This window comes from Serratia sp. 22264 (genome assembly GCF_052045345.1).
Classification (GTDB): domain Bacteria; phylum Pseudomonadota; class Gammaproteobacteria; order Enterobacterales; family Enterobacteriaceae; genus Serratia; species Serratia plymuthica.
Genome location: NZ_JBQEOY010000003.1, coordinates 67,641 through 89,262 on the forward strand (window position 1 = coordinate 67,641; position 21,622 = coordinate 89,262).

17 protein-coding genes are annotated in these 21,622 nt (G+C 52.5%); 9 read left to right on the forward strand and 8 right to left on the reverse strand.

The annotated features are described in order from the left end of the window. The first annotated feature begins 14 nt into the window (after nucleotides 1–14). From nqrF to nqrM, 3 genes are read left to right on the forward strand one after another with little or no spacing between them, the layout of a single operon-like run. Complete coding sequence (gene nqrF / locus ACTJJ1_RS13790; RefSeq protein ID WP_440834072.1) at nucleotides 15–1,238, forward strand: NADH:ubiquinone reductase (Na(+)-transporting) subunit F; 1,224 nt, start codon at nucleotides 15–17, stop codon at nucleotides 1,236–1,238. After that, nucleotides 1,239–2,270 carry an FAD:protein FMN transferase gene (locus tag ACTJJ1_RS13795; RefSeq protein ID WP_037430295.1) on the forward strand — a complete coding sequence of 344 codons (1,032 nt, stop codon included), beginning with the start codon at nucleotides 1,239–1,241 and terminating at the stop codon, nucleotides 2,268–2,270. A 7-nt stretch (nucleotides 2,271–2,277) separates the two neighbouring features. Continuing rightward, a complete protein-coding gene (gene nqrM, locus ACTJJ1_RS13800) occupies nucleotides 2,278–2,505 on the forward strand; it encodes a (Na+)-NQR maturation NqrM (RefSeq protein ID WP_004949075.1) in 228 nt (75 codons plus the stop codon). A 37-nt stretch (nucleotides 2,506–2,542) separates the two neighbouring features. Here the strand turns inward: nqrM and ACTJJ1_RS13805 are convergent, their stop codons facing one another. Further along, nucleotides 2,543–3,439 carry a glycerophosphodiester phosphodiesterase family protein gene (locus tag ACTJJ1_RS13805; protein ID WP_440834075.1) on the reverse strand — a complete coding sequence of 299 codons (897 nt, stop codon included), beginning with the start codon at nucleotides 3,437–3,439 and terminating at the stop codon, nucleotides 2,543–2,545. 237 nt (nucleotides 3,440–3,676) lie between these two features. On the opposite strand from ACTJJ1_RS13805, the gene dinB reads away from it, so the two are divergent. Continuing rightward, a complete protein-coding gene (gene dinB / locus ACTJJ1_RS13810) occupies nucleotides 3,677–4,738 on the forward strand; it encodes a DNA polymerase IV (protein ID WP_440834077.1) in 1,062 nt (353 codons plus the stop codon). A gap of 133 nt (nucleotides 4,739–4,871) precedes the next feature. Here dinB and ACTJJ1_RS13815 read toward each other — a convergent pair whose 3' ends face one another. Genes ACTJJ1_RS13815 through tssF form a run of 7 tightly spaced genes read right to left on the reverse strand, consistent with a single transcriptional unit; the run spans nucleotide 4,872 to nucleotide 13,610 of the window. Then, the gene (locus ACTJJ1_RS13815) at nucleotides 4,872–5,363 is read right to left on the reverse strand and encodes a DcrB-related protein (RefSeq protein WP_062789714.1); all 492 of its coding nucleotides are present in this window, start codon (nucleotides 5,361–5,363) and stop codon (nucleotides 4,872–4,874) included. Between the two features lie 13 nt (nucleotides 5,364–5,376). Next, complete coding sequence (locus tag ACTJJ1_RS13820) at nucleotides 5,377–7,206, reverse strand: OmpA family protein (protein WP_440834079.1); 1,830 nt, start codon at nucleotides 7,204–7,206, stop codon at nucleotides 5,377–5,379. Continuing rightward, the gene (locus ACTJJ1_RS13825) at nucleotides 7,200–8,546 is read right to left on the reverse strand and encodes a GlcNAc-transferase family protein (RefSeq protein ID WP_440834080.1); all 1,347 of its coding nucleotides are present in this window, start codon (nucleotides 8,544–8,546) and stop codon (nucleotides 7,200–7,202) included. Before ACTJJ1_RS13825 ends, ACTJJ1_RS13820 begins: the two co-directional genes overlap by 7 nt. 27 nt (nucleotides 8,547–8,573) lie before the next feature. Beyond that, nucleotides 8,574–9,542, reverse strand: coding sequence for a fimbrial protein (locus ACTJJ1_RS13830; protein WP_440834082.1), 969 nt, complete (start codon nucleotides 9,540–9,542; stop codon nucleotides 8,574–8,576). 23 nt (nucleotides 9,543–9,565) lie between these two features. Beyond that, nucleotides 9,566–10,651: an ImpA family type VI secretion system protein gene (locus ACTJJ1_RS13835; protein ID WP_440834390.1), complete on the reverse strand. Its 1,086-nt coding sequence runs from the start codon at nucleotides 10,649–10,651 to the stop codon at nucleotides 9,566–9,568. A gap of 53 nt (nucleotides 10,652–10,704) precedes the next feature. Then, nucleotides 10,705–11,733, reverse strand: a complete 1,029-nt coding sequence (tssG, locus tag ACTJJ1_RS13840) for a type VI secretion system baseplate subunit TssG (RefSeq protein ID WP_440834084.1) — start codon at nucleotides 11,731–11,733, stop codon at nucleotides 10,705–10,707. Further along, nucleotides 11,730–13,610 carry a type VI secretion system baseplate subunit TssF gene (gene tssF, locus ACTJJ1_RS13845; protein WP_440834086.1) on the reverse strand — a complete coding sequence of 627 codons (1,881 nt, stop codon included), beginning with the start codon at nucleotides 13,608–13,610 and terminating at the stop codon, nucleotides 11,730–11,732. The genes tssG and tssF overlap by 4 nt, the downstream gene beginning before the upstream one ends. A gap of 436 nt (nucleotides 13,611–14,046) precedes the next feature. Here tssF and tssH point away from each other — a divergent pair, with 436 nt between their 5' ends. From tssH to ACTJJ1_RS13870, 5 genes are all read left to right on the forward strand, one after another. Then, the gene (gene tssH, locus ACTJJ1_RS13850) at nucleotides 14,047–16,743 is read left to right on the forward strand and encodes a type VI secretion system ATPase TssH (RefSeq protein ID WP_440834392.1); all 2,697 of its coding nucleotides are present in this window, start codon (nucleotides 14,047–14,049) and stop codon (nucleotides 16,741–16,743) included. A gap of 77 nt (nucleotides 16,744–16,820) precedes the next feature. Next, a complete protein-coding gene (locus tag ACTJJ1_RS13855; protein WP_440834088.1) occupies nucleotides 16,821–17,363 on the forward strand; it encodes a fimbrial protein in 543 nt (180 codons plus the stop codon). Nucleotides 17,364–17,488: 125 nt separating this feature from the next. Then, nucleotides 17,489–18,235: a fimbria/pilus periplasmic chaperone gene (locus tag ACTJJ1_RS13860; RefSeq protein WP_440834394.1), complete on the forward strand. Its 747-nt coding sequence runs from the start codon at nucleotides 17,489–17,491 to the stop codon at nucleotides 18,233–18,235. A gap of 86 nt (nucleotides 18,236–18,321) precedes the next feature. Next, on the forward strand, nucleotides 18,322–20,964 hold the full coding sequence (locus ACTJJ1_RS13865) for a fimbria/pilus outer membrane usher protein (protein ID WP_440834090.1): 2,643 nt from the start codon (nucleotides 18,322–18,324) through the stop codon (nucleotides 20,962–20,964). Continuing rightward, entirely contained in the window at nucleotides 20,955–21,542 is a 588-nt protein-coding gene (locus ACTJJ1_RS13870) for a fimbrial protein (RefSeq protein WP_440834092.1), read from the forward strand. The genes ACTJJ1_RS13865 and ACTJJ1_RS13870 overlap by 10 nt, the downstream gene beginning before the upstream one ends. Nucleotides 21,543–21,622: the final 80 nt, after the last annotated feature.

A 21,622-nucleotide genomic window follows, 5' to 3' on the forward strand; every position in this document is an offset into this window, starting at 1 on the left:
GGCGGGAAGAATCTATGGAAATTATTTTAGGCGTCGCGATGTTTACCGGCATCGTTATGGTGCTGGTACTGCTGATCCTGTTCGCCAAATCAAAGCTGGTGAACACCGGTGACATTGCGGTGGAAGTTAACGGCGATCAGGGCAAGAGTTTTCACGCCCCGGCGGGCGACAAGCTGCTGAACATGCTCTCCAGCCAGGGGATCTTCGTGTCCTCGGCCTGCGGCGGTGGCGGCTCCTGCGGCCAGTGCCGGGTGGTGATTAAAGAGGGCGGCGGCGATATCCTGCCGACCGAACTTTCGCACATCAACAAGCGCGAAGCGAAAGAAGGCTGCCGCCTGGCCTGCCAGGTGAACGTGAAGCAGAATCTGAAAATCGAGCTGCCGGAAGAGATTTTTGGCGTGAAAAAGTGGGAGTGCGAGGTTATCTCCAATGATAACAAAGCCACCTTTATCAAAGAGCTGAAGCTGAAAATCCCCGATGGCGAGGATGTGCCGTTCCGCGCCGGCGGGTTTATCCAGATAGAAGCGCCGGCCCACGACATCAGCTATGCCGATTTTGACGTGCCGGAGGAGTACCGCGGCGATTGGGACAAGTTCAACCTGTTCCGCTACCGCTCGGCGGTGAACGACACCACGGTGCGCGCTTACTCAATGGCGAACTACCCGGATGAAAAGGGCATCATCATGCTCAACGTGCGTATCGCCACGCCGCCGCCGCGCGCGCCGGAAGTGCCGCCGGGCATTATGTCCTCCTATATCTGGTCGCTGAAGGCCGGCGACAAGGTGACCATCTCCGGGCCGTTCGGCGAGTTCTTCGCCAAAGACACCGATGCCGAAATGATCTTTATCGGCGGTGGCGCCGGCATGGCGCCGATGCGCTCGCATATCTTCGATCAGCTCAATCGCCTGAACTCGAAGCGCAAAATCACCTTCTGGTACGGTGCGCGTTCGCTGCGTGAAATGTTCTACGAGGATGATTTCAACCGGTTGCAGGCGGAGAATGAAAACTTCACCTGGCACGTGGCGCTGTCCGATCCCCAGCCTGAGGATAACTGGACCGGCTACACCGGCTTTATCCATAATGTTCTGCTGGAGAACTATCTGAAGCACCACCCGGCGCCGGAAGACTGCGAGTTTTATATGTGTGGCCCGCCGATGATGAACGCCGCGGTGATCAAGATGCTGAAAGATCTGGGGGTCGAAGATGAAAATATCATGCTGGATGACTTTGGTGGCTAAATGCGCATAGGGGCAATGAAGGGTTGGATGACGACGTTGGCGTTGGGCGCCACGTTGTTGTTGACCGGGTGCGGGCCGGAGCAGGTGAATCTCGATGGCAAAACCATGGGGACCTCTTATTCGATCCGTTATGTCACCGGCGAAGGCACGCCGTCGGCGGCCAGAATTCAGGCGGAGATCGATAAACGCCTGGAGTTGGTGAACGATCAAATGTCCACCTACCGGCCGGGCTCGGAATTGAGCCGCTTCAACGCCAGCCGCGAGGTGGGCAAGCCTTTCCCAGTCTCGGCCGCGACGACCGAGGTGGTGCTGGAAGCGTTGCGCATTAACCGCGTGACCGACGGCGCGCTGGACGTGACCGTCGGGCCGCTGGTCAATCTGTGGGGCTTTGGCCCGGAAGGGCGGCCGGACAAGGTGCCGAGCGCTGCCGAACTGGAACAGCGCCGCGCCTGGACCGGCATCGACAAACTGTCGGTGCAGGGCAACGCGCTGGTGAAACACATTCCGGAACTGTATGTCGATCTCTCGTCCATCGCCAAAGGCTATGGCGTGGATGTGATAGCCCAGTACCTGCAATCGCAGCAGGTGAAAAATTACATGGTGGATATCGGCGGCGAGGTGCGTACCCGCGGCCACAACGGCGAGAAAAAACCGTGGCGTATCGCCATTGAGCGGCCGACGGCCGGCGTGGAGCAAAAAGCGCAGTTGGTGATCCAGCCGGGCGAGATATCAATCGCCACCTCAGGGGATTACCGCAACTACTTTGAGCAAGACGGCGTGCGCTACTCGCACACCATAGATCCGATCACCGGCCGGCCGATCCATCATCATCTGGTTTCGGTCACCGTACTGAGCCCGACCTGCATGGCCGCCGACGGCCTGTCGACCGGGCTGAACGTGCTGGGGCCGGAACGAGGTATGGCGTTGGCCAACCTGATGGGGATCCCGGTGTTCATGATTGTGAAAACCGCCAACGGATTTGAAGAGCGCTACTCTGAGGCGTTTAAACCCTATCTGAAAAAGATCTTGTGAGGCCGCTATGTTGACGGTATTTATCGCCACCTTCGTGCTGTTTCTGCTGGTGATCGGCGGCATGTCGCTGGGCTATGTGTTCAAGCGCAAAAGCCTGCAGGGCAGTTGCGGCGGCATCACTTCGCTGGGGATGGAAAAGGTCTGCGACTGCCCGGAGCCTTGTGATGCGCGCAAGAAGCGCGAAGCCAAAGAGGCGCTGCGGAGGCGGCAGTTGGAAAAACACCGGATCATCTGAAGACGAGGGGTGCACGTGGCGCCCCTTTTTTTACCGGCTATTTGGCCTTGCGAAAGGATTTCGCCTCGTCCGGTGAGTTGACCATCACCCCGTCGGCCCCCAGCGCCAGTGCCTGCCGATATTCCGCCGGTGAATTAACGCCGAACAAAATGATATGCGCCGGACCTTGCGAACGGAAACAATCGATCGACTCTTTATCCCAGGTCAGAAACGCTTTCGAGCGCCCTTCGCCCAACGTGTATTTCTCCACCACTTCCACTTCACGTTTCAGCTCCAGCCCGTACCAGCGCGGTTGCTGATTATCCGCTTTCAATTCGCACTGGTGCGCCATGGTGACATTGGCCAGCAGGGTGCGGGTTTCGTCGCGGCTTTCAAAGCGTTTGATTTGTGGCGGCAGCGCTTGCAGGTATTTGGCATCGGTAGAATACACGCGGGTGCGGTTCAGGCTGTCGGCCTTCTCCAGCGTTGTCAGCAGCGCTTTGCCAAATTGCGTCGGATCGGCGTCCGGCGACTTGATATCCAGATAGAAGGTCACCTTGGGGAAAGCCTCCAGGATCTCGTCCAGACGCGGGATACCTATGCCTTTGCCGCGAAACGGATGGGTTTCACCTTTTGCGAATGACCAGCCGGCATCCACTTTGGCCAGTTGTTCGGCAGTATGGGCGGAGACCGGCCCCTGTTCGTTGGTCAATGCTTTGAGATCTGAAGGACGGTACAGCACGATCGCTCCATCTTTGGATTGCTGCAGCGTAATCCAAATGGCGTCGGCGCCATTTTTCAGGGCAGTTTCAATCGCGATGCGGGTATTTTCCGGCGCGTCTGCGGTGCCGCCGCGGTGGGCGATAATGGCTGGGGCATGGCCGACGGCGGCCCCCGTCGCCAGCGAAACCAGCGACAGTGCGGAAGCCAACAGCAAATGGGAAAACCTGATCATGCGGAATACCTTTTATGATGTACCCGTCGTCTTTCGAGCCGCAGCCTTGTGAGCCGCCACATGAAATCCATAGGGTACAAGGATGAGAGAGTAAGTCAGCGGAAATCATACTATTGAAAAATTAAGCTTTTTTAACAACGCGGAAATATCTGGCTCAAACGCCGTTTTTTCCATGTCCACCGAGTCTTGAGCTTTCGATTATTGGCTGTATACTTATACAGTGTTATTGGAGGCGCGATGCGTAAAATCATTCATGTCGATATGGACTGCTTCTTCGCGGCGGTAGAAATGCGCGACGATCCTAGCCTGCGCGATATTCCGTTGGCGATTGGCGGTAGCGCCGACCGACGCGGAGTGATCAGCACCGCCAACTACCCAGCACGCCGCTATGGCGTGCACAGCGCGATGTCGACGGCGATGGCGCTCAAACTGTGCCCCCACCTCAAGCTGTTGCCAGGCCGCATGGCGGCGTACAAGGAAGCCTCGCTGCACATTCGCGAAATTTTTGCCCGCTACACCCCGCTGATTGAACCGCTGTCGCTGGACGAAGCCTATCTGGACGTGACCGACTGCACCCAGTGCAACGGTTCGGCGACGCTGATCGCCCAGGAAATCCGCCTGGCGATTGCCGAAGAGCTTAATCTCACGGCCTCTGCGGGCATCGCACCGATCAAGTTCCTCGCCAAAATTGCCTCGGAGCTGAACAAACCGAACGGGCAATACGTCATCACGCCGGCGCAGGTGCCGGCTTTTTTGCAGCAACTGCCGCTGAGCAAAATCCCCGGCGTGGGTAAAGTGACCGCCAAACGGCTGGAGGAAGTGGGGCTGATCACCTGCGCAGATGTGCAGCAGTACGATCTGGCGCTGCTGCTCAAGCGCTTCGGCAAGTTTGGCCGGGTGCTGTGGGAGCGCTGCCAGGGCATTGATCTGCGCGAGGTTTCGCCGGAGCGGCTGCGTAAATCGGTGGGGGTGGAACGCACGCTGGCGGAAGACATTCATGACTGGGAAGACTGCGAGGCGCTGATTGTCGACAAGCTCTATCCCGAGCTGGAAATGCGGCTGCGCAAGGTGAAACCGGATCTGCATATCGCGCGGCAGGGCGTGAAGCTGAAGTTTCAGGATTTTCAGCAGACCACTCAGGAACACGTCTGGCCGGTGCTGAATAAAGACGATTTGCTCAACGTGGCGCGGCAGGCGTGGCGTGAGCGGCGGGAAGGCCGTGGCGTACGGCTGGTGGGCTTGCACGTAACGCTGCTGGATCCGCAGCTTGAGCGGCAACTGTTGCTGCCGTGGGAATAAAAAGGCCGGCGAGAGGTGCGGACTTTCCTTGATGAGCCAAGGATCACGGCCAGGCTACGCTGCAGGTTATTGTCGTGTCCGGAATTACTGCACCATGCCCCAAAAGGGGCTTGGTGCAGCACGAGGAGAAGACTCAATTTTCGACGCTGATTGGGGCTTCTACAGGAATAAAACTGTTGATAATACGCACGTAATGTTTGCGCTGTGCTTCGGTAAAATCATTGTTTGCCGCCAACGTAAACACCAACAGTTTGCGAGAGTCTGGGTTGAGCTGAGGGTGCCAAGGCAGCGTAATAATGGACGATACCTGCCGGACCCAGCCACCGTCCTCCAGGAATTTATTGGCGGTCTGCAGCACGGGCAGCTTTGCAGGGCCAATTTCATGTTTCAGGTTTTTCCCTTCCACTTCGAATCCCGGCACGGAACGCTTCATTTTCTCCCACTGTTTTTCGCAAAAGTCATCCACGGTCTGATCTGTTTCCAGCGTGGCGCGGTTAATCAGAATGTTGTAGGGGTTATGGTCGTCGTCCATATAACGAAGAATATTAATCGACTGATCTTCTGGATTTTCCAGCGTCACGAAAGTGCCTTCATTAATAGGGTAGGACATTGGTTTCTTGCTCATAAGCGGGTTTCTCTTAATCCTTATTGCTTTGCGTTGATAACGGGATGATCTCGACGCGGCGGTTTTGCGCCCGTCCTTTTTGGGTGTCGTTACTGGCCACCGGGCGGGAGTTTCCCGCGCCTTCAACGATAAACTGACTGGCTGACAGGCGGCCGTGTTCAACCAGCCAGTCCCGAATGACCCGGGCTCGCTCGGTTGAAAGCGCCAGATTGACGGCGGCGGATCCCGTATTGTCCGAATGGCCGATGATGAGGAACATTTGTTCTGGGGTACGAACCATCTTTGGTACGATTTCAGCGAGCATCTTTTCGCTGTCGGGCATCAGGTTACTGCTGCCATTTTCAAACAGCGGAGCGGTGCCACTTAATGTGTACTGGATGACGTTTGAGGCCGGAGTGGGCTCCTTGAGGAGTGCTCGAAACGGTTTTAGCTGGGTCAACGGGTCGTGTATTTCCCCCCAATGTGGCCAGTGGTAATAACTCAATCCGCCCGCCAGGCAAGTGAACAGAATCAGGAGTGCGGTGATTTTCGGCCAGCGTCGACGGGCTGGTTTTAATGCAATGACCGTCGGAACAGGCCCGGGGAGAGGCGGTGCTGTTTCCACCCTCGGCGGGAGGGGAATAACAGGCAGCGGAGGCATAGCAATTGAAGCGGAAAGGCCCGGCAGAATACTGTACTTCTCCGCAAGCCAAAGGGACCATGCGCCGTGGCGGGTGAATCCTTGCCCGTGGTCGGCCAGCGTAACGCCGGCGAGATCCAGCTGTGTACTGTCAAACATAGTTTGCAGAACATTCATTATCCGACTTTCAGCAAGCCAGGCTACGAACGTAGAGCCCAGCGCGTGTCGCTGTACGGCGTAAATATCGTTGCCGTCATCGCTGGCATCAAGCTCGTCAATCAGCTCAACAAGGCGGGGTTCCAACTTCAGACCTCCGTAGGGGGGAGCCACCAAACCTCCGGTCCAGATTGCTCGATCGGGATCGTGTGGGTAGCGCTGTTGACTCAGGCGCGTATACAACCCCAGCATGCAAGGCAGGTGTTCGGGAAGCCGTGTGGAAGAAAAGGCATACTGCCACGCGGTAATTTGTTCAATCATGATCCCGTTGTTTTGAAACCCGTCGGCAAGCAGCGGGAAAAAGGCGAGGGTAGCTATCGAGCTGTGGTTTTCCTTCAAATGCGCGAGTCGTTTAACAAGCGACGTCGCGTGCTCAGCGACAACCCAAACAATCCCACTGTCGTTACTGGTGGAAAGGTCGGATTGGCTAAACCATTTACCGGCAAACGGTCCAATGACATACACCATCAGGCGCGGCGAATCCGGAAGCGTATCGTTTTGCGTTCCCCAGAGGGTGGGTTCTGATTTCGCTGACGCTAAGCCGGGGCGAACGCGGGAAAAGTAACGGGCACGGGAGGCTGAACGGAGCGAAACCAAGGCTTCAGTTTGCCCTTCTACCTGAATCAGGAGAGCCAGTAGTTTCCAGGCGTAGCGGAAAATCACTTCGCTGTCGCTATGCAATAAGGCGTCCAACTGATCGGGTAAGGATGGGGCCTTTTTGCTTTCGTTGTAGCCGTAAAAGTAATGCATCAGCGAATAACGTTGCCAGGATAACGAGTTATTCTGCGGGTCGTTGGTGAGACGCCTGTCGAAATAACCGCACAAGGCTTGGCAGAGCGCTTCGCTCTCTGCCTGCAGCTGGTTTTCCGCCAGCAGAGCTTTATTGAGCTGCTCTATCAACGAGGTTAGCTTGAGCTGGAAATCTGCGGCGGAGGGAATGATCCCGTCGAAAGAGAACAGGGTATCGATCCCAATCAACCTGCAAAAGAAGGTTTCGCTTTTCACCATGCTTTCTCCGTGATGGCACCCCAGCCCGACGTTGTGGACCACGGGCATACCCGTACGACGGTGGGGTGAACCGTGCCGGCGGTTTTGAATTCGATTGAAAGGGTCAGTTCGTCATTTGGCGATTTTTCCCGTAACGTCTCAAGCTCCGCGATCCCCAGCGTGCGCTTATACAGCAGGACATTTTGCTCGTTATAAACGCTCAAATGCAGGTCGCTCATATCCGGTTCACTGGTACTGTATTCCGACTTATTCAGCGTGAGGGCTTTATTGTGGTAGGCGGACTGACGGCTGATCCATTCGTTTTCGTCAGTGGGGACATCGGTGAAAAAGTTCACCAATTCTGGCGCCATTACTTCAGGTAACACCGTGCCATTTTTCAGGTAAATGCCCGCCTGATACTCAAATTGCCTCAGGGTTCGCTGGCCTCCCAGCACGTAAGGGCTCAGACTGGCGGCGTTGTCAGGCTCCAGGCCCAGCAGTGTTCTGACACGATTTTTCGAGATGTTGTCCCTTTCCCACCACGCTTTCTCGACCACACCCTCATCCTTAGCCTGATTGGTATGATCGCCCCAGACCTTGTTGTGTTCTTTACGTTGGTAGTAGTGCCAGAGCAACGGTTTGTGCGGATGGTAGATATCGTATCCGTGCGTGAATGAGCGCACGGCCATGGCGATTTCTTCGCCGGCGAAGAAAATCTGCGGATCGTTAGGGATGGTTTTAACAAAATCACCGCTGGTAAAGATGAACCCGCCTGCGAGGTAGCTGCCGCGCACCGGTGCGCTTGCCTCAAAGGGCGTGGAACTGAACATCGGTATTCCCTGCGGATTGTATTCACGGAAGATTAAACGGCTGACGTAAGCCTTCTTGCTCGCTTCTTCGTCTTCTCCAGGGGAATAAGCGGGGGGATAAGAAGAAATAATGGGCAGCGCTGATTTTGCACGCAGTTGGTGCAGCATGGCGATCATTTCTTCATCCCAGTGGGGGGTAAAGCGGCAATGGGAATCTATCTGCAGGAAATAGCTTTCGTTCTCAAACAGCGTTTCTGCCAGGCTGCGTGCCCAGCAGGCTCCCCTGCTGGCGTAATAATGTACGCTAATAATGTCGATTCGAGCCTGGCGATAGCGATAAGCCAATGCTTCAGAGCCAGCGACGGTTCGGCTACCCACAGATTCCAGCCCGGCTTGTTCGAAAATCTCCAGATCTTCATCATCCTGCCAACAAATGGCGATATGGAGATTTTCAGGGTGAGCAGCGTGCCGCAGCATATCCCGCAGCGTGGGCAATAATTCCGGATCACGATAGCTGGCGATGCTGATAAAAATTGTTGCAGGGTTATTCATATATTCTCGATCCATGAAAAGACTCTATTACTTAATATCAAAAACGATTTCCGCCCTGGCGGAGAAGACTCCGCCGGCAGGGGCGGACTTGTTAGTGGCAATCAACGTAGCGTTCCAGGAAAATTCTGCGGGGCCCTGGCTGGTGATACCGGTTTTTTGTTCTGAGGTACTGCCGTCGACCTTTATCGTTTTACCGGAACTATCGGTGATTCTTATTCCCAGCCGGTCTTTGTTGCCCAGAGCATCCTCTACACGGATATAGGAAGCGTCCGATGAGGGGGTTCCTGTGATAATCGATGCTTTGGCGGAATAGGAGCCATAGTCGCTTTTGCAGGTAATGGCGAAGTCCAGATTGCGGGTGACGCCGCTGCTCAGCAGCGAAGGGGTCACATCGTTAAAGTTGATAATTTTCGCGTTATCGGCAGTGCAGGTCGGTGTGCTGATCACTTTCATTTCGCCGATGGTCAGATTCATGGTGAAAGAGGCAGGATCTGCCGTCATCAGATAGTTGTAAGCAATGGTACCGGGTGGCAGAACGATATCGCCCAAAGGGTTGCTCAGGCGCAGATTATCGACGGTTTTAAAAAACTGGATGCGATAGTAAGACTGTGAGGGGATATCGAGAGTACCTATTGTTTCGCCGTTCGGAAATTTAAGGTAGCTGGTTGAAGGAAAGTTACCGAAAGCGGAGCCATTGCTCGCGAGCAATTTAATGCCGATACCTGGAATATTGGTTTGGTAGATTTTTGTCGAGGCGTTTTGGCCAAACAGGTTCAGCGTACGTTTGCCGTATTCCGTACCGGTGATACATTCATCGTAGCCAATGTCCCGCCCCACCGCCGGGCTATCGTACTGAGCGATAGGTGTTGAGGTATCTACTGGCGCATCGGCGGCAATATGAATCACTTGTGACGGAATAGCCAGCGGGGTTGGCGCGCCGCGGGCAAGTGTACAGACAGCCTCAGCACCTGGCGACAGAATGAGCGCTGAGAGCATAATGAGAGAGATCCTTAACATCATTATTCCTTCTCTTGATTCATCAGTGCGATAATTTCAGGGGGGTACATTTTTAAGAGGTCGGCAAAGTTTTTACCGATGCTGTCCTCGGCGTACTTCAGCATCTGAATTAATGGGCTGCTGGGTTCGGTCATGGCAAACCAGCTGCGAACTTCCTGCAGGCGGTGTAACGCGTCGGCGCGGCTGCCAATACCGCGGCGCGTTTCTGGCGCTGCACATATCGCAGCTGTAGGGAGAGAGGGGTTAGCGCTCTCAGTGGCGACAGGAGTTTCAACGGCGGGTGCAGGTAAGGCGTCTTGCTCGGCGTACGCTTGGGGGATAGTCTCCTGCAAGATTTCAGCTTCAGCGGGCAGTTCACTGCCAAACTCGCGGGTGAATAGCCCCAGAATATTCTCCAGCCCATCAAGCTCGGGCGCGTCATGTACCAGCGTTTCTGCGAGCGTTTTCTTGATCTGCAGTACGAAGTGAGATGCTTGCGTCAACGGACGAAGACCTTCGCGTGCGCTGATGTGCCATTCATGGATCAGTGCGGCGACGGCGGTGTCAGAGAGTGCCCCTTCCTCACGTGGAACCTGATGAGCCTTCTCAAATTCCTTGATGGTGATTTGCAGCCCGCAAGCTTTGGGCAGCGACTGGTTCCGCAAGTCTGCCAGCAGGCCCGTAGCGTCTTCCAGCTCGGCAAAGGCATTGGCGCGCAGAATGGGGGCAAACTCTCCCTCGTCCAGAAGCTGCGGATGGAGGTCGTCCGGCCAGGCGTGAAGCAAGGCATGCAGAGCTTCGGTGCCTTCCGACAGGGCCAGAAGGCCAATCTTGCGTAACCGGCAGCGTATCAGGATGATTATCAGCCTGATATCCTTGCTTTTTTTCAGCAGGACGAGGCATTCACGCTCGGTTTCCGCCCAGTTAATCGGTTCAGCGGCCTCAAAAAAACTGCCGTACTCAACACCCAGCTTGGGCTGAAGCTTGGATTGCAGCATGATGAAAGCGGGATCATAGTCGAGGCTCTCGCCGCACGGGGCGTTCCCCTCGATGGGTTGCATAAGGTGTTGGTAATAATCTGAACAAGTCAGGTTGTATCTCTGATTCATAACGACTTCTTTTTCATCCATGAGTGGCGGCCTCATCGTCCCGAAGGGAGCCGCTAGCGGTGATACATTTCTGGTTCGAAACTCATGCCGAAGACTGGCGTATCGCATGTGTTTCGCTCAAGCCAAGAGGCGTAACCCAACTGATGGCTGCCATCCAGCGTGGCTTGCGGGACCTGATTGGCGGCCAGCACCAGCTGTACGTCCCACGCGTATTCAAAACCAATAAAGCTGCGCACCAGTTCGCGCAGCACCGACAAGTCACTGCCCCAGGGACTGAACAGTGTGTATTGGGCTAGCGTCAAGGGGCCCATCAGCAATTTGAATTTGTATTGTCTGTCCTGCACCGTGTTACCGAGAATGGCTCCGTCGCCCAATAGCGTGGCGTAGCGATCGTCGCCGAGTACGGTTTGATCTTTGCCTTCAAGAAAAATCCATTGCAGCTCAAACTCCTCCATGCGAACAGGCACTTCGAAGTAATACTGCATTGCGCCCAGTAAACCGTCCGGGTTGCGAGCTTCGCGAATAAGGTGTGCTGAAGAGGCCAGTCGGGTATGAATCGGAAGCGGTCCAGAGGGCAGTTCGGCAGGATCAAGTCCTACCAGACTGCCGACATAAAACGAGAAACGTTCATCGTCTTTGCGGTCCAGTGAGGCCGTGTCCTGCGATAAAAACCAGGCGCGATAAAACAGGCTGAGCGCTCGGTGGTGAAATATATCCACAAAGTCGATAAGAGTTTTATCGTGCTGCTCGTAGCGGGAGTAGGCCAATTCGGAAAGATGAAGCGGCATTGCGCCTTGCGCACCCCAAATGCCTAAGCCAAACAGCTGGAGCTTGATTTTTTCGTCCTGCTGGCTAATGGCGGAGATCTCACGCGGTGAGAACGCCATGCTGGCAACCTGTCCAAGCCGGAAGCTTTCCTGCGAAGGCAGCGTGGCCTTACCCGGCGGAGGTGAGTCTGGCGTGTGTGCGGCAATGGCCCGCATGATACTGATAAAACCGGCTTCCCAGGGCTTACTTTCATCGTACCAGTTGTCCAGACCCGCCGGTGACGTCGGTTGCAGGGATGCGTCGAAGTCATTCATAGTACGCCTCGCCTGCCTGGCCGTGCTTTCCAGCGTGCGATTAAGCCACGCTGCATTGAATGCAGTTCAGTTTCCGTAAAGATGTTTATGGCGGCGTGGCGTGCCAGATAGTTTTCCATTATCAGGCCAAAGAGGTAGGGGCTAACCCCGGAAAATCCCTCTTCATCTACGGTTAAGCTGCAGCACACCCCCCGTCCATAAACCAGCAACCCCTCATCTGACAAGCGGCGCACTACCGGCTCGGTTTTGCACCCTACCAGGCTGTTAATTTGCGCTACCGAATCCAAATCGGCCGCGGTAGTGAAAAGCCGCAGCATGTTACGTAGCGACTCGCCGCCCTGAGCATGGTCCATGTCGGAGAGAGGCAGGTAGTTAAAGCTGAGCTGGCGTATCAGGCGCCAGGCAGACTCGCCCATGGCGAAGGGGGAACGTGGGGTACTGGGTGAACTTACAAACCGGGCTCCGTGAATGGGGACGGAATCTGACATGGTGAGATCAAAGCTGCCCGTGCTGGTTAGCAAACGGGGTAAATCACGATTGGTTACCGTCGCCTCAACCAGCAGGTAGCGAATTTGCTCCCCATAGGGTGCCTCTTGTTGGTCGACCAATGAGATAAAAATTTCGGTGCCGCTGTAAGGTGTACGGGTGTCGTATTTACGGCTGGTGCTTTCTTTTGCCCTGACTCCGCGTTTTACGGAGAAGTAGCGTCCGAAATTCCCGTTGTCGCTGTGTCGGGTCTGATAAAGCGGATTAAATGTCAGCTCTTCGCTGGTTTCCGCCTGTAGGCCAAGCACTTTATTAACGGAAAAAATCTCGTAATCGAGCGGACGACTGCGGTCTGGAACAATATGAAAGTTGTTCAGCGCCCGGTTGACTTCGATTCGATCTACCCGTTTCGGGAACAGGTTGATCACCGGCGTGCAAAAGAGCAAAAAGCGTGAACTATCCACATGTGAGATTAAATCCTGCGGCAGCCTGTTCAGCAGAATAATGAGTTCAACTTCGTTAGAGTCATTTCCTTCCAGTGCTGTGGCCAGCTGGGTGATAGTGAAAAAGTAAAACCTTTCACGACAGGAAATATACTCCTGGATGAGTGTGTGGCCATGGAACATATTCCATTGCAAGGGAAGAAGGCTTTGGTCAGGATCCATGCCTTCAAATTTAAGAGGCTGATTATTGATAACATGGTACTGCGGTTTCTCTCTGTCTCCGCTGCGAATTACCATTGCAACATGGCTACCGTGCAGTAATTCAAAGGTGTGAGAAACGACACGCTCGTCGCCATGAATGTAAAAAGGCAGTTCATTCAAACCTTTTAACTCTGAAAAAACCAGATCGCCCTGCAGTTTGAGTTTAATTCGCAGGGCACCTTTCAACTGGTGATGCTTGAGGCGATAGTTTTCCAGGTTAGGAATATCTGGCGGTACGGATGTGAGTCTGACTTCTGCGATCTCCAGCGGCCAGAGTGTAACATTCTGGTTATTCCTGAATTCACAACGGGTCATTTCGCCAGGCAGGATTCGGCTATAGAAAGCGCTTTGCGTAGGAATTTTATAGCCATGCGTTAAGTCCCCTTCACTTAAATTCGGTTTCAACTGGACGACGCCCATAGAAGGCGTCGGTGAGTTATAGTTCGGATAGATAATATCCAGTAACCGCTGGGTGAATTTAGGGAATTCGGCATCAAGTTTGATCTGCGTCCTGGCAGATAAAAAGCAAAATGCCTCAATTAAGCGCTCCACGTAAGGGTCTGCAATCTCAATACCGTGCATCCCCAGGCGCCCTGCGATTTTAGGATGTCGCTCGGCAAATTCTTGCGCCATTTCCCTGACGAATGTCAGTTCCCGGTTGTAGTAGTCTAGGAAGTTGTGTTCCACTTGGCATCCTGTCAATTATAATGGCGAAAAGAAATTTTTTGTAGATCCGGAGATAAACACTCAGAATCAAGATAAACATATCTCCCTAGTGTCTACTGAGCTGACCTCTTCATCTTTAACGGTAGCAATTTTATAAAGTAAAAAAAAATTTACGACGAGATTATTAATTCAAGTTGCAGTTTTAAGAATACCTCTCGGGCATAATTCTTAAAATATCAGATTACCCCCATGCTCTTAAGAATATCTACCGGGCTCAATTCTCAAAATTTGGTGTGTGTTGAATTGATGGGTTTTATTTCCATTTTTGTTAATTACAATGGTTCGAAAGCAACGTTCCGTCATGCAAGTTCATATTGCAACACGGCTTCCTGTTCTACTGTGTAAAAAGTGGATGGGCTGATAACAACAATTGAATTAAAACAGAGTGAGTTTTATCGTGGCGATAACCAGAAAAAACCTATTCGGTAAGCTGAACACTATCTTATTTAAAAGCGTGGAGAGCGCGACTACGTTGTGCAAACTACGTGGTAACCCGTACGTTGAGCTGGTGCACTGGTTAAATCAAATATATCAACAGCAAGATAGCGATATTAAGCACATTATCCGGCATTTTGAAGTGGATGCTGAAATGCTGGAGCGTGATTTCGCTCAGGCGTTAACTCGCCTGCCTGCAGGGGCGAGCTCTATCTCCGATTTCTCATACCACATTGAACTGGCTATCGAGCGTTCATGGGTTTTTGCCAGCCTGGAGTGCCACAATAATTGCATCCGCAGCGGCCATTTACTGATTGCACTGCTCACGACTATGGAGCTACGCCGTGCGCTGTTTGCCATTTCCTCGGTGTTCGAAAAAATTCCGCTGGAGCATTTGAGTAAAGATCTCGGCTATATCATTCGTGATTCGGCCGAAGAAAGCGATTTAGCCGGGGGGGCGGTTATTCCTGGTGAAGCCGGTGTTCCTGGCGAAGCCAGTAATTCAATGGGATCAACGCAGGGCGGCGGTCTGTCGCAGTATTCGACGGATCTGACAGCACTGGCGCGTGAAGGGAAGATTGACCCGGTTCTGGGGCGTGATAAAGAGATAAACACAATGGTGGATATCCTGCTGCGTCGCCGCCAGAACAATCCGTTGCTGACCGGGGAAGCCGGCGTGGGTAAGACCGCTGTGGTGGAAGGACTGGCGCTGGCGATCGCCGCCCGCGAAGTTCCCCCGTCGCTTGAAAACGTTCGCCTGCTGACGCTTGATGTGGTTGCGCTCTCCGCGGGCGCCAGCATGAAAGGCGAATTTGAGGCGCGTTTAAAAGCGGTGCTTGAAGAAGCCGTCAATTCTGCTGAACCTGTGATTCTCTTTATCGATGAAGTCCATACGTTGGTCGGTGCGGGTGGCAACGCCGGAACAGGCGATGCTGCCAACCTGATGAAACCCATGTTGGCGCGCGGTCAACTGCGTACGATTGGTGCGACTACGTGGAGCGAGTTCAAACGCCACATTGAAAAAGATCCGGCTCTGACGCGACGTTTCCAGGTACTGCAAGTAGAAGAACCCTCCGAAGAGCTGGCTATCGCTATGCTGCGCGGTTTGTTGCCGGTGCTGGAGAAGCATCACGGCGTCTGGATCATGGATGAGGCGATTCGTGCAGCGGTGCGTCTTTCCCATCGCTATATTCCCGCTCGTCAGTTGCCCGATAAGGCCATCAGCCTGCTGGATACTGCCTGCGCAAGGGTTGCCGTTGCACAGCATGCGCCGCCGGCGGAACTGCAGATGCTGAAATTCCTCAGTCAGTCAGCGCAGGCAGAGCTTTCGCTACTCGAAAAAGCGATCGGTTTCGGCAAAGAAGACAGCAAACGCATTGAGTCTATTCAGAACGCTATCGACGATCATGCGGAAGAGGCGAAGCTTCTTGATCGCCGCTGGGCGCAGGAATGCGAACTGGTTGCCAACATTGTCGATACGCGCCAACAGCTTTTGGCCGTCACAGCGGAAGGCTCAGCGGTCTACGAAACGGAAAAAGTCCAGTATTTACAGGCACGCTTGAATGAACTGGAAGTCACACTGAGCGAAATGCGTGGCGAGCAGCCGCTGGTCCAGGCAGAAGTCAATGCCAGCGTGGTCGCTTCTATTGTGGCGAATTGGACGGGGATCCCGGTAGGACAAGTATTGAAGGATGACGTTAGCGCTGTGATGGAGTTGCCGCAGCGCCTCTCGGAACGAGTGATTGGCCAACAATATGCGTTGACCTGCCTGAGCCAGAGCATTCAAACGGCGCGCGCTGGGCTTGCTGACCCGCAAAAACCCTTTGGCGTATTTATGCTGGTGGGGCCATCTGGCGTAGGGAAAACAGAAACGGCGCTGGCGATCGCTAGCCAGCTTTATGGCGGCGAGCAGAACCTTATCACCATTAATATGAGTGAATATCAGGAAGCGCATACGATTTCTTCGCTAAAAGGTTCCCCGCCGGGCTATGTGGGTTATGGGGAAGGCGGCGTATTAACCGAAGCGGTTCGCCGTAAACCCTATAGCGTCATTTTGCTCGATGAAGTGGAAAAAGCACATTCGGATGTGCATGAGCTGTTCTTCCAGGTATTCGATAAAGGTTCGATGGAAGACGGTGAAGGCCGCCAGATTGATTTCCGTAATACTGTTATTTTACTTACGAGTAATACGGGTAGCGAAATAATCAGCAACACCTGTGCCGATCCGGACTCGATGCCGAATGAAGAAGGCTTATTGGCGTTGTTGCAGCCGGCATTACTGAAAGTATTCCCGGCAGCCTTCTTGGGGCGCGTTACGGTCATACCTTATTTGCCGCTGGCAACGACCTCGCTGGAGCATATTGTCAATATCCACCTTAAGCGCATCGCTGAACGTGCCAGAGCGCATTACAGTATCGCGCTGACCTTCAGTGCGGAACTGGTACAGTACATAGTTAACCAATGCCCGGTCGCTGAAACTGGAGCAAGGATGCTGATCCGTTTCATTGAAAAAAATATTCTGCCAAAAATTGGTACTGCCGTTTTAAACATGGCGGGCGATTCCAAGTCTGAAAATGAAAAAATAGCGATGAATGTCAATTGTTCACAAGAGAAGGGGATTGATATTGTGATGCAAATGGAGGGTGTGCCGACGGAATAATTTAAATCAGGATGGTATGGAAACGATATATCAATCGTTAAATTTATTTGGATAATATAAATATAGGGAATTATTAAATGCATAAAGTAAAATTAACATTGTGCGCGATGGTGCTGGCTGCAGCATCCACTTCCGCACTGGCTGCGAACGAAGTCACCCAGGGTACTGTCACTTTTAACGGCGAACTGATTACCAGTACCTGCTCCATTGTCAGCGACTCCGTTAACCGCCAGGTTCAACTGCCAAAAATTGCCATTCAGACCCTTAACGCTGCCGGTACCAGTGCCGGTTCCAAAGGTTTCGATCTGAGTGTTGAACTATGCCCGGAAGGCATTACTAAAGTTGCCGCGCATTTTGAAGCCATTAGCAGCAGCGGTGTGGATAGCACCACCGGTAACCTGACCAACCAATATTCGGGTACTGGCACCAAAGCGACAAACGTTCAGGTTCGTCTGTACAACTCGGACGAGAAGCAGTTGAAGCTGGGTGAAACCGGTGCAGCGGCGAATGTCGTCAGCGGTAAAGCCACTATGCGCTACTACGGTGGTTATTACGCAACGGCTGCTACCACGGCTGGCCTGGTTTATGCCCAAGCGCGTTATACCGTGGCTTATCCGTAATAAACCAGCCTGTTAGGTTGAAACCGGGGGGCGAATTTTAGCCCCTTATTAAGAAACGTTCCTGTTTACCTTTTATCAGATGGGATGGACACGTGCAGGGTAGTGCTATGAAATATCAACGTAAAATTTTTTCAAAATTAACCAATGCTCTTGTCTTTCTGGCTTTAACGAGCCAGATGGCTTTTGCCGGCATGACAATTTCCGGTACCCGTATTATTTTTCCGGGCGCTGAGCGTGAGCACACCGTTAGAACCACCAACAAGGGAAATATGCCCTTGCTGGCGCAGGTTTGGGTCGACGACGGCAGTGCGAATGATGATATTAATAGCATAAAAGTTCCGTTTACCGTCACGCCGCCTGTTTATCGCGTTGAACCGGGAAAGGGGCAAAGCATACGTATTATTTATAACGGTATGACCCTGCCACAGGACCGAGAGTCGGTATTTTGGTTTAACCTGCTGGAAATTCCGCCGATGAAAGAAACGGCGAAGGAAACCGATCATCTTGAACTGGCTTTCAGAACGCGGATTAAAATTTTCTACCGGCCTACGGTGCTAAAAAGTAGCAGCACACAGGAGGTTGAAAAAATGCATTGGGAAATTATTTCTCCGGCTAAAGGCATTAAGGTAACCAACCCTACGCCGTATTACTTCTCGTTCGATTCGGCATCAATAATCTCCAATGGTGTTAAATACCCTCTGGATGTTGATATGATTCCGCCGTTTGGGAGCAAAGACTTCTTACTGGAAAGTAAAGGTAATGCACCGGCTGCCGTGAGCAGCGTGAATGTTAACATGATTAGTGATTATGGCAGTGTGGTTGAATATAATTTGACCGCCTCGTCAGGCAAAGAGTTAACAATAAAACAGTAGGCTTATAATAATTTTAGATTATCCGTTCGGGCTAGGATGGCTGTTTTATGTGGGGTCTGTAATCCACGTATTGTGTTCAGGGAGACATGGAAGTGAAACCGAGAGAAATAAAAAAATATGCACGACGAGCGATATGCGTATCTAAGATAGCGTATGCGGTCCGTCATATCCTTATTACTTCTTTAGGGATTAGTTTTTCTGTATTTGCTCAGAGCAATGCCGGACATTTGCCTGTAGGTGCTGAAAGCGAAACTCGTTCTGAAAATGTGAGATTTAATGGCGCATTCATTCATGGCCTTAGCGTTGATGTCACGCAATATTATCAAGAAAACCCGGCTCCCGTCGGTGAATATGCAGTCTCTGTCTCTGTGAATGGTGAAAACCGGGGGCAGCGTAAAGTGGTGTTCACGTCGGTTGAAGGGCGAATTAGTGCCCAACCCTGTTTTAATCAACAAGAACTGACCCGCCTGGGCATTAAGACTGCGGCCGAACCGGTGTCGAAGGTAGCCGATAAAAGCGGCGCCGAAGAAAAAGCGCAGTGCGCCATGATTGATCGGTGGATTAGCGGCGCGAAAGCCAATTATGTGTCCGGGGATTTTCATCTCGATCTGGTGGTGCCTCAGGCGTATCTGGTGCAGTACCCGCGGGGTTATACCGATCCGAGCTCCTGGGATTCAGGCATTACTGCGGGGCTGCTGGACTATAACTCTAACTTCTATGTTCAGCAGGCATCCGATAGCTTCAGCGGTAATGACGGCCACTCCGTCAGTGGCAATTTAGGATTGTTGGCGGGCCTGAACTTTTACGACTGGCGTTTGCGCAAGCGACTCAATACGAACTGGAGCAGCGATGCTTCGGCGCATACTCAGTCTCAGTTCACCTATCTTCAGCGAGAAGTGCCGGTGTTGAAAAGCCAGTTGACGCTTGGCGACAGTACGACCAGCGGTGATCTGTTCGACAGTCTGACTGTTCGGGGCATTCAACTGCAGTCCGATGATCGAATGCTGCCGGATGGATTACGGTATTACACCCCTTTGGTGCGCGGCGTAGCTGAAAGTAACGCAAAAGTGCAGATTATCCAGCGTGGCCTGACCTTATATGAAACTACGGTGCCGCCAGGACCTTTTGAAATCAGTGATATTGGCGCCATGGGTTACGGCGGCGATCTACAGGTCACGGTAACCGAGGCTGATGGCCGTCAGAGAACTCAGGTGGTTCCTTTCTCGGCCCCACCTATGCTGCTGCATGATGGCGTGGCCCGTTTTGGCCTAACCGTAGGCAAACTGCAGGATGGTTCGCTATTAGAAAAACCGGGGATGGCACAAGGTTTTTATCAGTACGGCATCGGCAATATGTATACGTTGTATGGTGGCGGCCAGCTTTCTGACAATTATGTTGCGTTGGGGCTAGGGCACGCATTTAACACGCCATTGGGCGGCGTGTCGATGGACGTTACCCGTGCACGCAGCGACCTGGGAAGTGGCAAAGTTGCTTCCGGTAACAGTTTCAATGTTGGGTTCAGCAAATATGTGGAGTCTACAGCAACCGACATCACTCTGGCCGCCTACCGATATTCATCGAGTGGTTTTTACAGTCTGCGAGATGCAGCGCTGGATCGCTATGGGGAAAAGAACGATCGCTATATGGCGGATTATCGTACCCGGCAGCGATTCACCCTCAGCGTGGGTCAGCCACTGTGGCAGGGCGGAAGGATAAATTTATCCGGAAATTTTTACAATTACTGGGATGGTCGCTCGCCTACCAGCCAGTACATGCTTTCGTATAATAAATCCGAGCGTCATTTTTCTTGGGGAGTTTCGGCTTCACGGTCATATAACAGCGGCGGGCATGATGTGGATAGCGTGATGTTTTCCGTCAGCGTTCCCTTGGGACAACGCAGCATTGTTGATAAACCCGCATTTAGCTCGCTTTATTCTTCCGTTTCTCACGACAGCAGCGGTGCCAACTCGATTCAGGCAAACGCCATTGGTAGTCAGGGGGATCAAAATGAGCTGAACTACGGCGTCGGGACCTCGGTTTCCAGCGCGAAGAATGATGCTTCCCAAGCGGCCTTTAACGGCAACCTGAACTATAACTCCCCGGTGGGGCAATTGGGGTCCACAGCTTCGGTTGGGAATAAATCACGTCAGCTTTCGTTCTCGGCGAACGGTAGCCTGGTGGCGCACGGCGGTGGGATAACGGCTGGCCCACGTTTGGGGGATTATCCGTTTGCGCTGGTGAACGCGCCGGGTGCTGAAGGTGCCAGAATGCTTAACGGATATGGTTCAAGGATTGATGCCAACGGTTATGCCATCGTGCCCTCCCTGACGCCCTATCGCGAGAATACCGTTGCGGTGAACACCCAGGGGCTTCCGGATACGGTTGATGTATTGGAAAGTGAAAGTACCGTTATTCCTCGTATGGGGGCAGCAGTGAAAGTCGATGTTAAAACCATGGTTGGCGACCCCGTAGTATTAATTGTACGTGATAAACAAGGTAAACCTTTGCCAATTGGCGCCGATATGGCTGATGAAAACAACAACAGTCTCGGCATTATTGGGCAGGGGGGGATGGCATTTGTTCGCGGCTGGCAAGCAGGGAAGAATAATCTGTATGTTAAAAATACATCCGGCAAACGCCTTTGTACCATTTATTCTGATGGCAACATTGCCCATAAAATTAATAGCGCTTTAGGCGCAATTACTCAGGTGGAGGTTCTATGTCATTAATCATTACGACTACACCGGGCATTAAGCTTTTCCGTATTTCTCTATATGCGACATTAATTGCTGGGCAACTGTTATTTTCGGCAAATGCTTGCTTGACGGATTGTTCAATAAATGTATATTTTACTGGTAAATATACAGACGAAACATGCAATGTAGTAATTAATAACGCCAGCAGTAATGAAGTGGTTAATTTGCCGCGAGTGGCGGTGGAATCTCTCAACAAAAATGGCAATGAAGCAGGAAGCATGCCCTTTTATATTACATTGAAGGACTGCCCTGCCAGTCGGACGGTGACGGTATTTTTTAACAGTAGCGTTACTGGTGCAGATGCAGAAACCGGTAATTTAATAAATGATAAAGGTACGCTGCTCAGTCGCAACGTACAAATCAGGCTACGAAAAGAAAATGACTCACCGGTTATTATTAACAATGCTGAGTCAGGGCAGGAGTATCTTATCTCCTCTACTGGCGAACCATTGAGTCACAGATTTACAACGAGCTATTATGCAAAGGGGGACTCAGCCGTTACTGCAGGAAAAGTTCATGCAGTAGCAGGGGTTGAGCTTGTTTATAAATAATAGAGGGACGAGGCTGGATAATTATCTTAACGTTAACCATCAAGCGAACGACAGTTTATCCATAAACGGTTATTAAAGAG

Excerpts from the sequence above, each read along its gene's own strand:
- nqrF (WP_440834072.1), top strand. The coding sequence starts at position 15 with ATGGAAATTATTTTAGGCGTCGCGATGTTTACCGGCATCGTTATGGTG.
- ACTJJ1_RS13795 (WP_037430295.1), top strand. The coding sequence starts at position 1,239 with ATGCGCATAGGGGCAATGAAGGGTTGGATGACGACGTTGGCGTTGGGC.
- nqrM (WP_004949075.1), top strand. The coding sequence starts at position 2,278 with ATGTTGACGGTATTTATCGCCACCTTCGTGCTGTTTCTGCTGGTGATC.
- ACTJJ1_RS13805 (WP_440834075.1), bottom strand. The coding sequence starts at position 3,439 with ATGATCAGGTTTTCCCATTTGCTGTTGGCTTCCGCACTGTCGCTGGTT.
- dinB (WP_440834077.1), top strand. The coding sequence starts at position 3,677 with ATGCGTAAAATCATTCATGTCGATATGGACTGCTTCTTCGCGGCGGTA.
- ACTJJ1_RS13815 (WP_062789714.1), bottom strand. The coding sequence starts at position 5,363 with ATGAGCAAGAAACCAATGTCCTACCCTATTAATGAAGGCACTTTCGTG.
- ACTJJ1_RS13820 (WP_440834079.1), bottom strand. The coding sequence starts at position 7,206 with ATGGTGAAAAGCGAAACCTTCTTTTGCAGGTTGATTGGGATCGATACC.
- ACTJJ1_RS13825 (WP_440834080.1), bottom strand. The coding sequence starts at position 8,546 with ATGAATAACCCTGCAACAATTTTTATCAGCATCGCCAGCTATCGTGAT.
- ACTJJ1_RS13830 (WP_440834082.1), bottom strand. The coding sequence starts at position 9,542 with ATGCTCTCAGCGCTCATTCTGTCGCCAGGTGCTGAGGCTGTCTGTACA.
- ACTJJ1_RS13835 (WP_440834390.1), bottom strand. The coding sequence starts at position 10,651 with ATGAATCAGAGATACAACCTGACTTGTTCAGATTATTACCAACACCTT.
- tssG (WP_440834084.1), bottom strand. The coding sequence starts at position 11,733 with ATGAATGACTTCGACGCATCCCTGCAACCGACGTCACCGGCGGGTCTG.
- ACTJJ1_RS13855 (WP_440834088.1), top strand. The coding sequence starts at position 16,821 with ATGCATAAAGTAAAATTAACATTGTGCGCGATGGTGCTGGCTGCAGCA.
- ACTJJ1_RS13865 (WP_440834090.1), top strand. The coding sequence starts at position 18,322 with ATGGAAGTGAAACCGAGAGAAATAAAAAAATATGCACGACGAGCGATA.
- ACTJJ1_RS13870 (WP_440834092.1), top strand. The coding sequence starts at position 20,955 with ATGTCATTAATCATTACGACTACACCGGGCATTAAGCTTTTCCGTATT.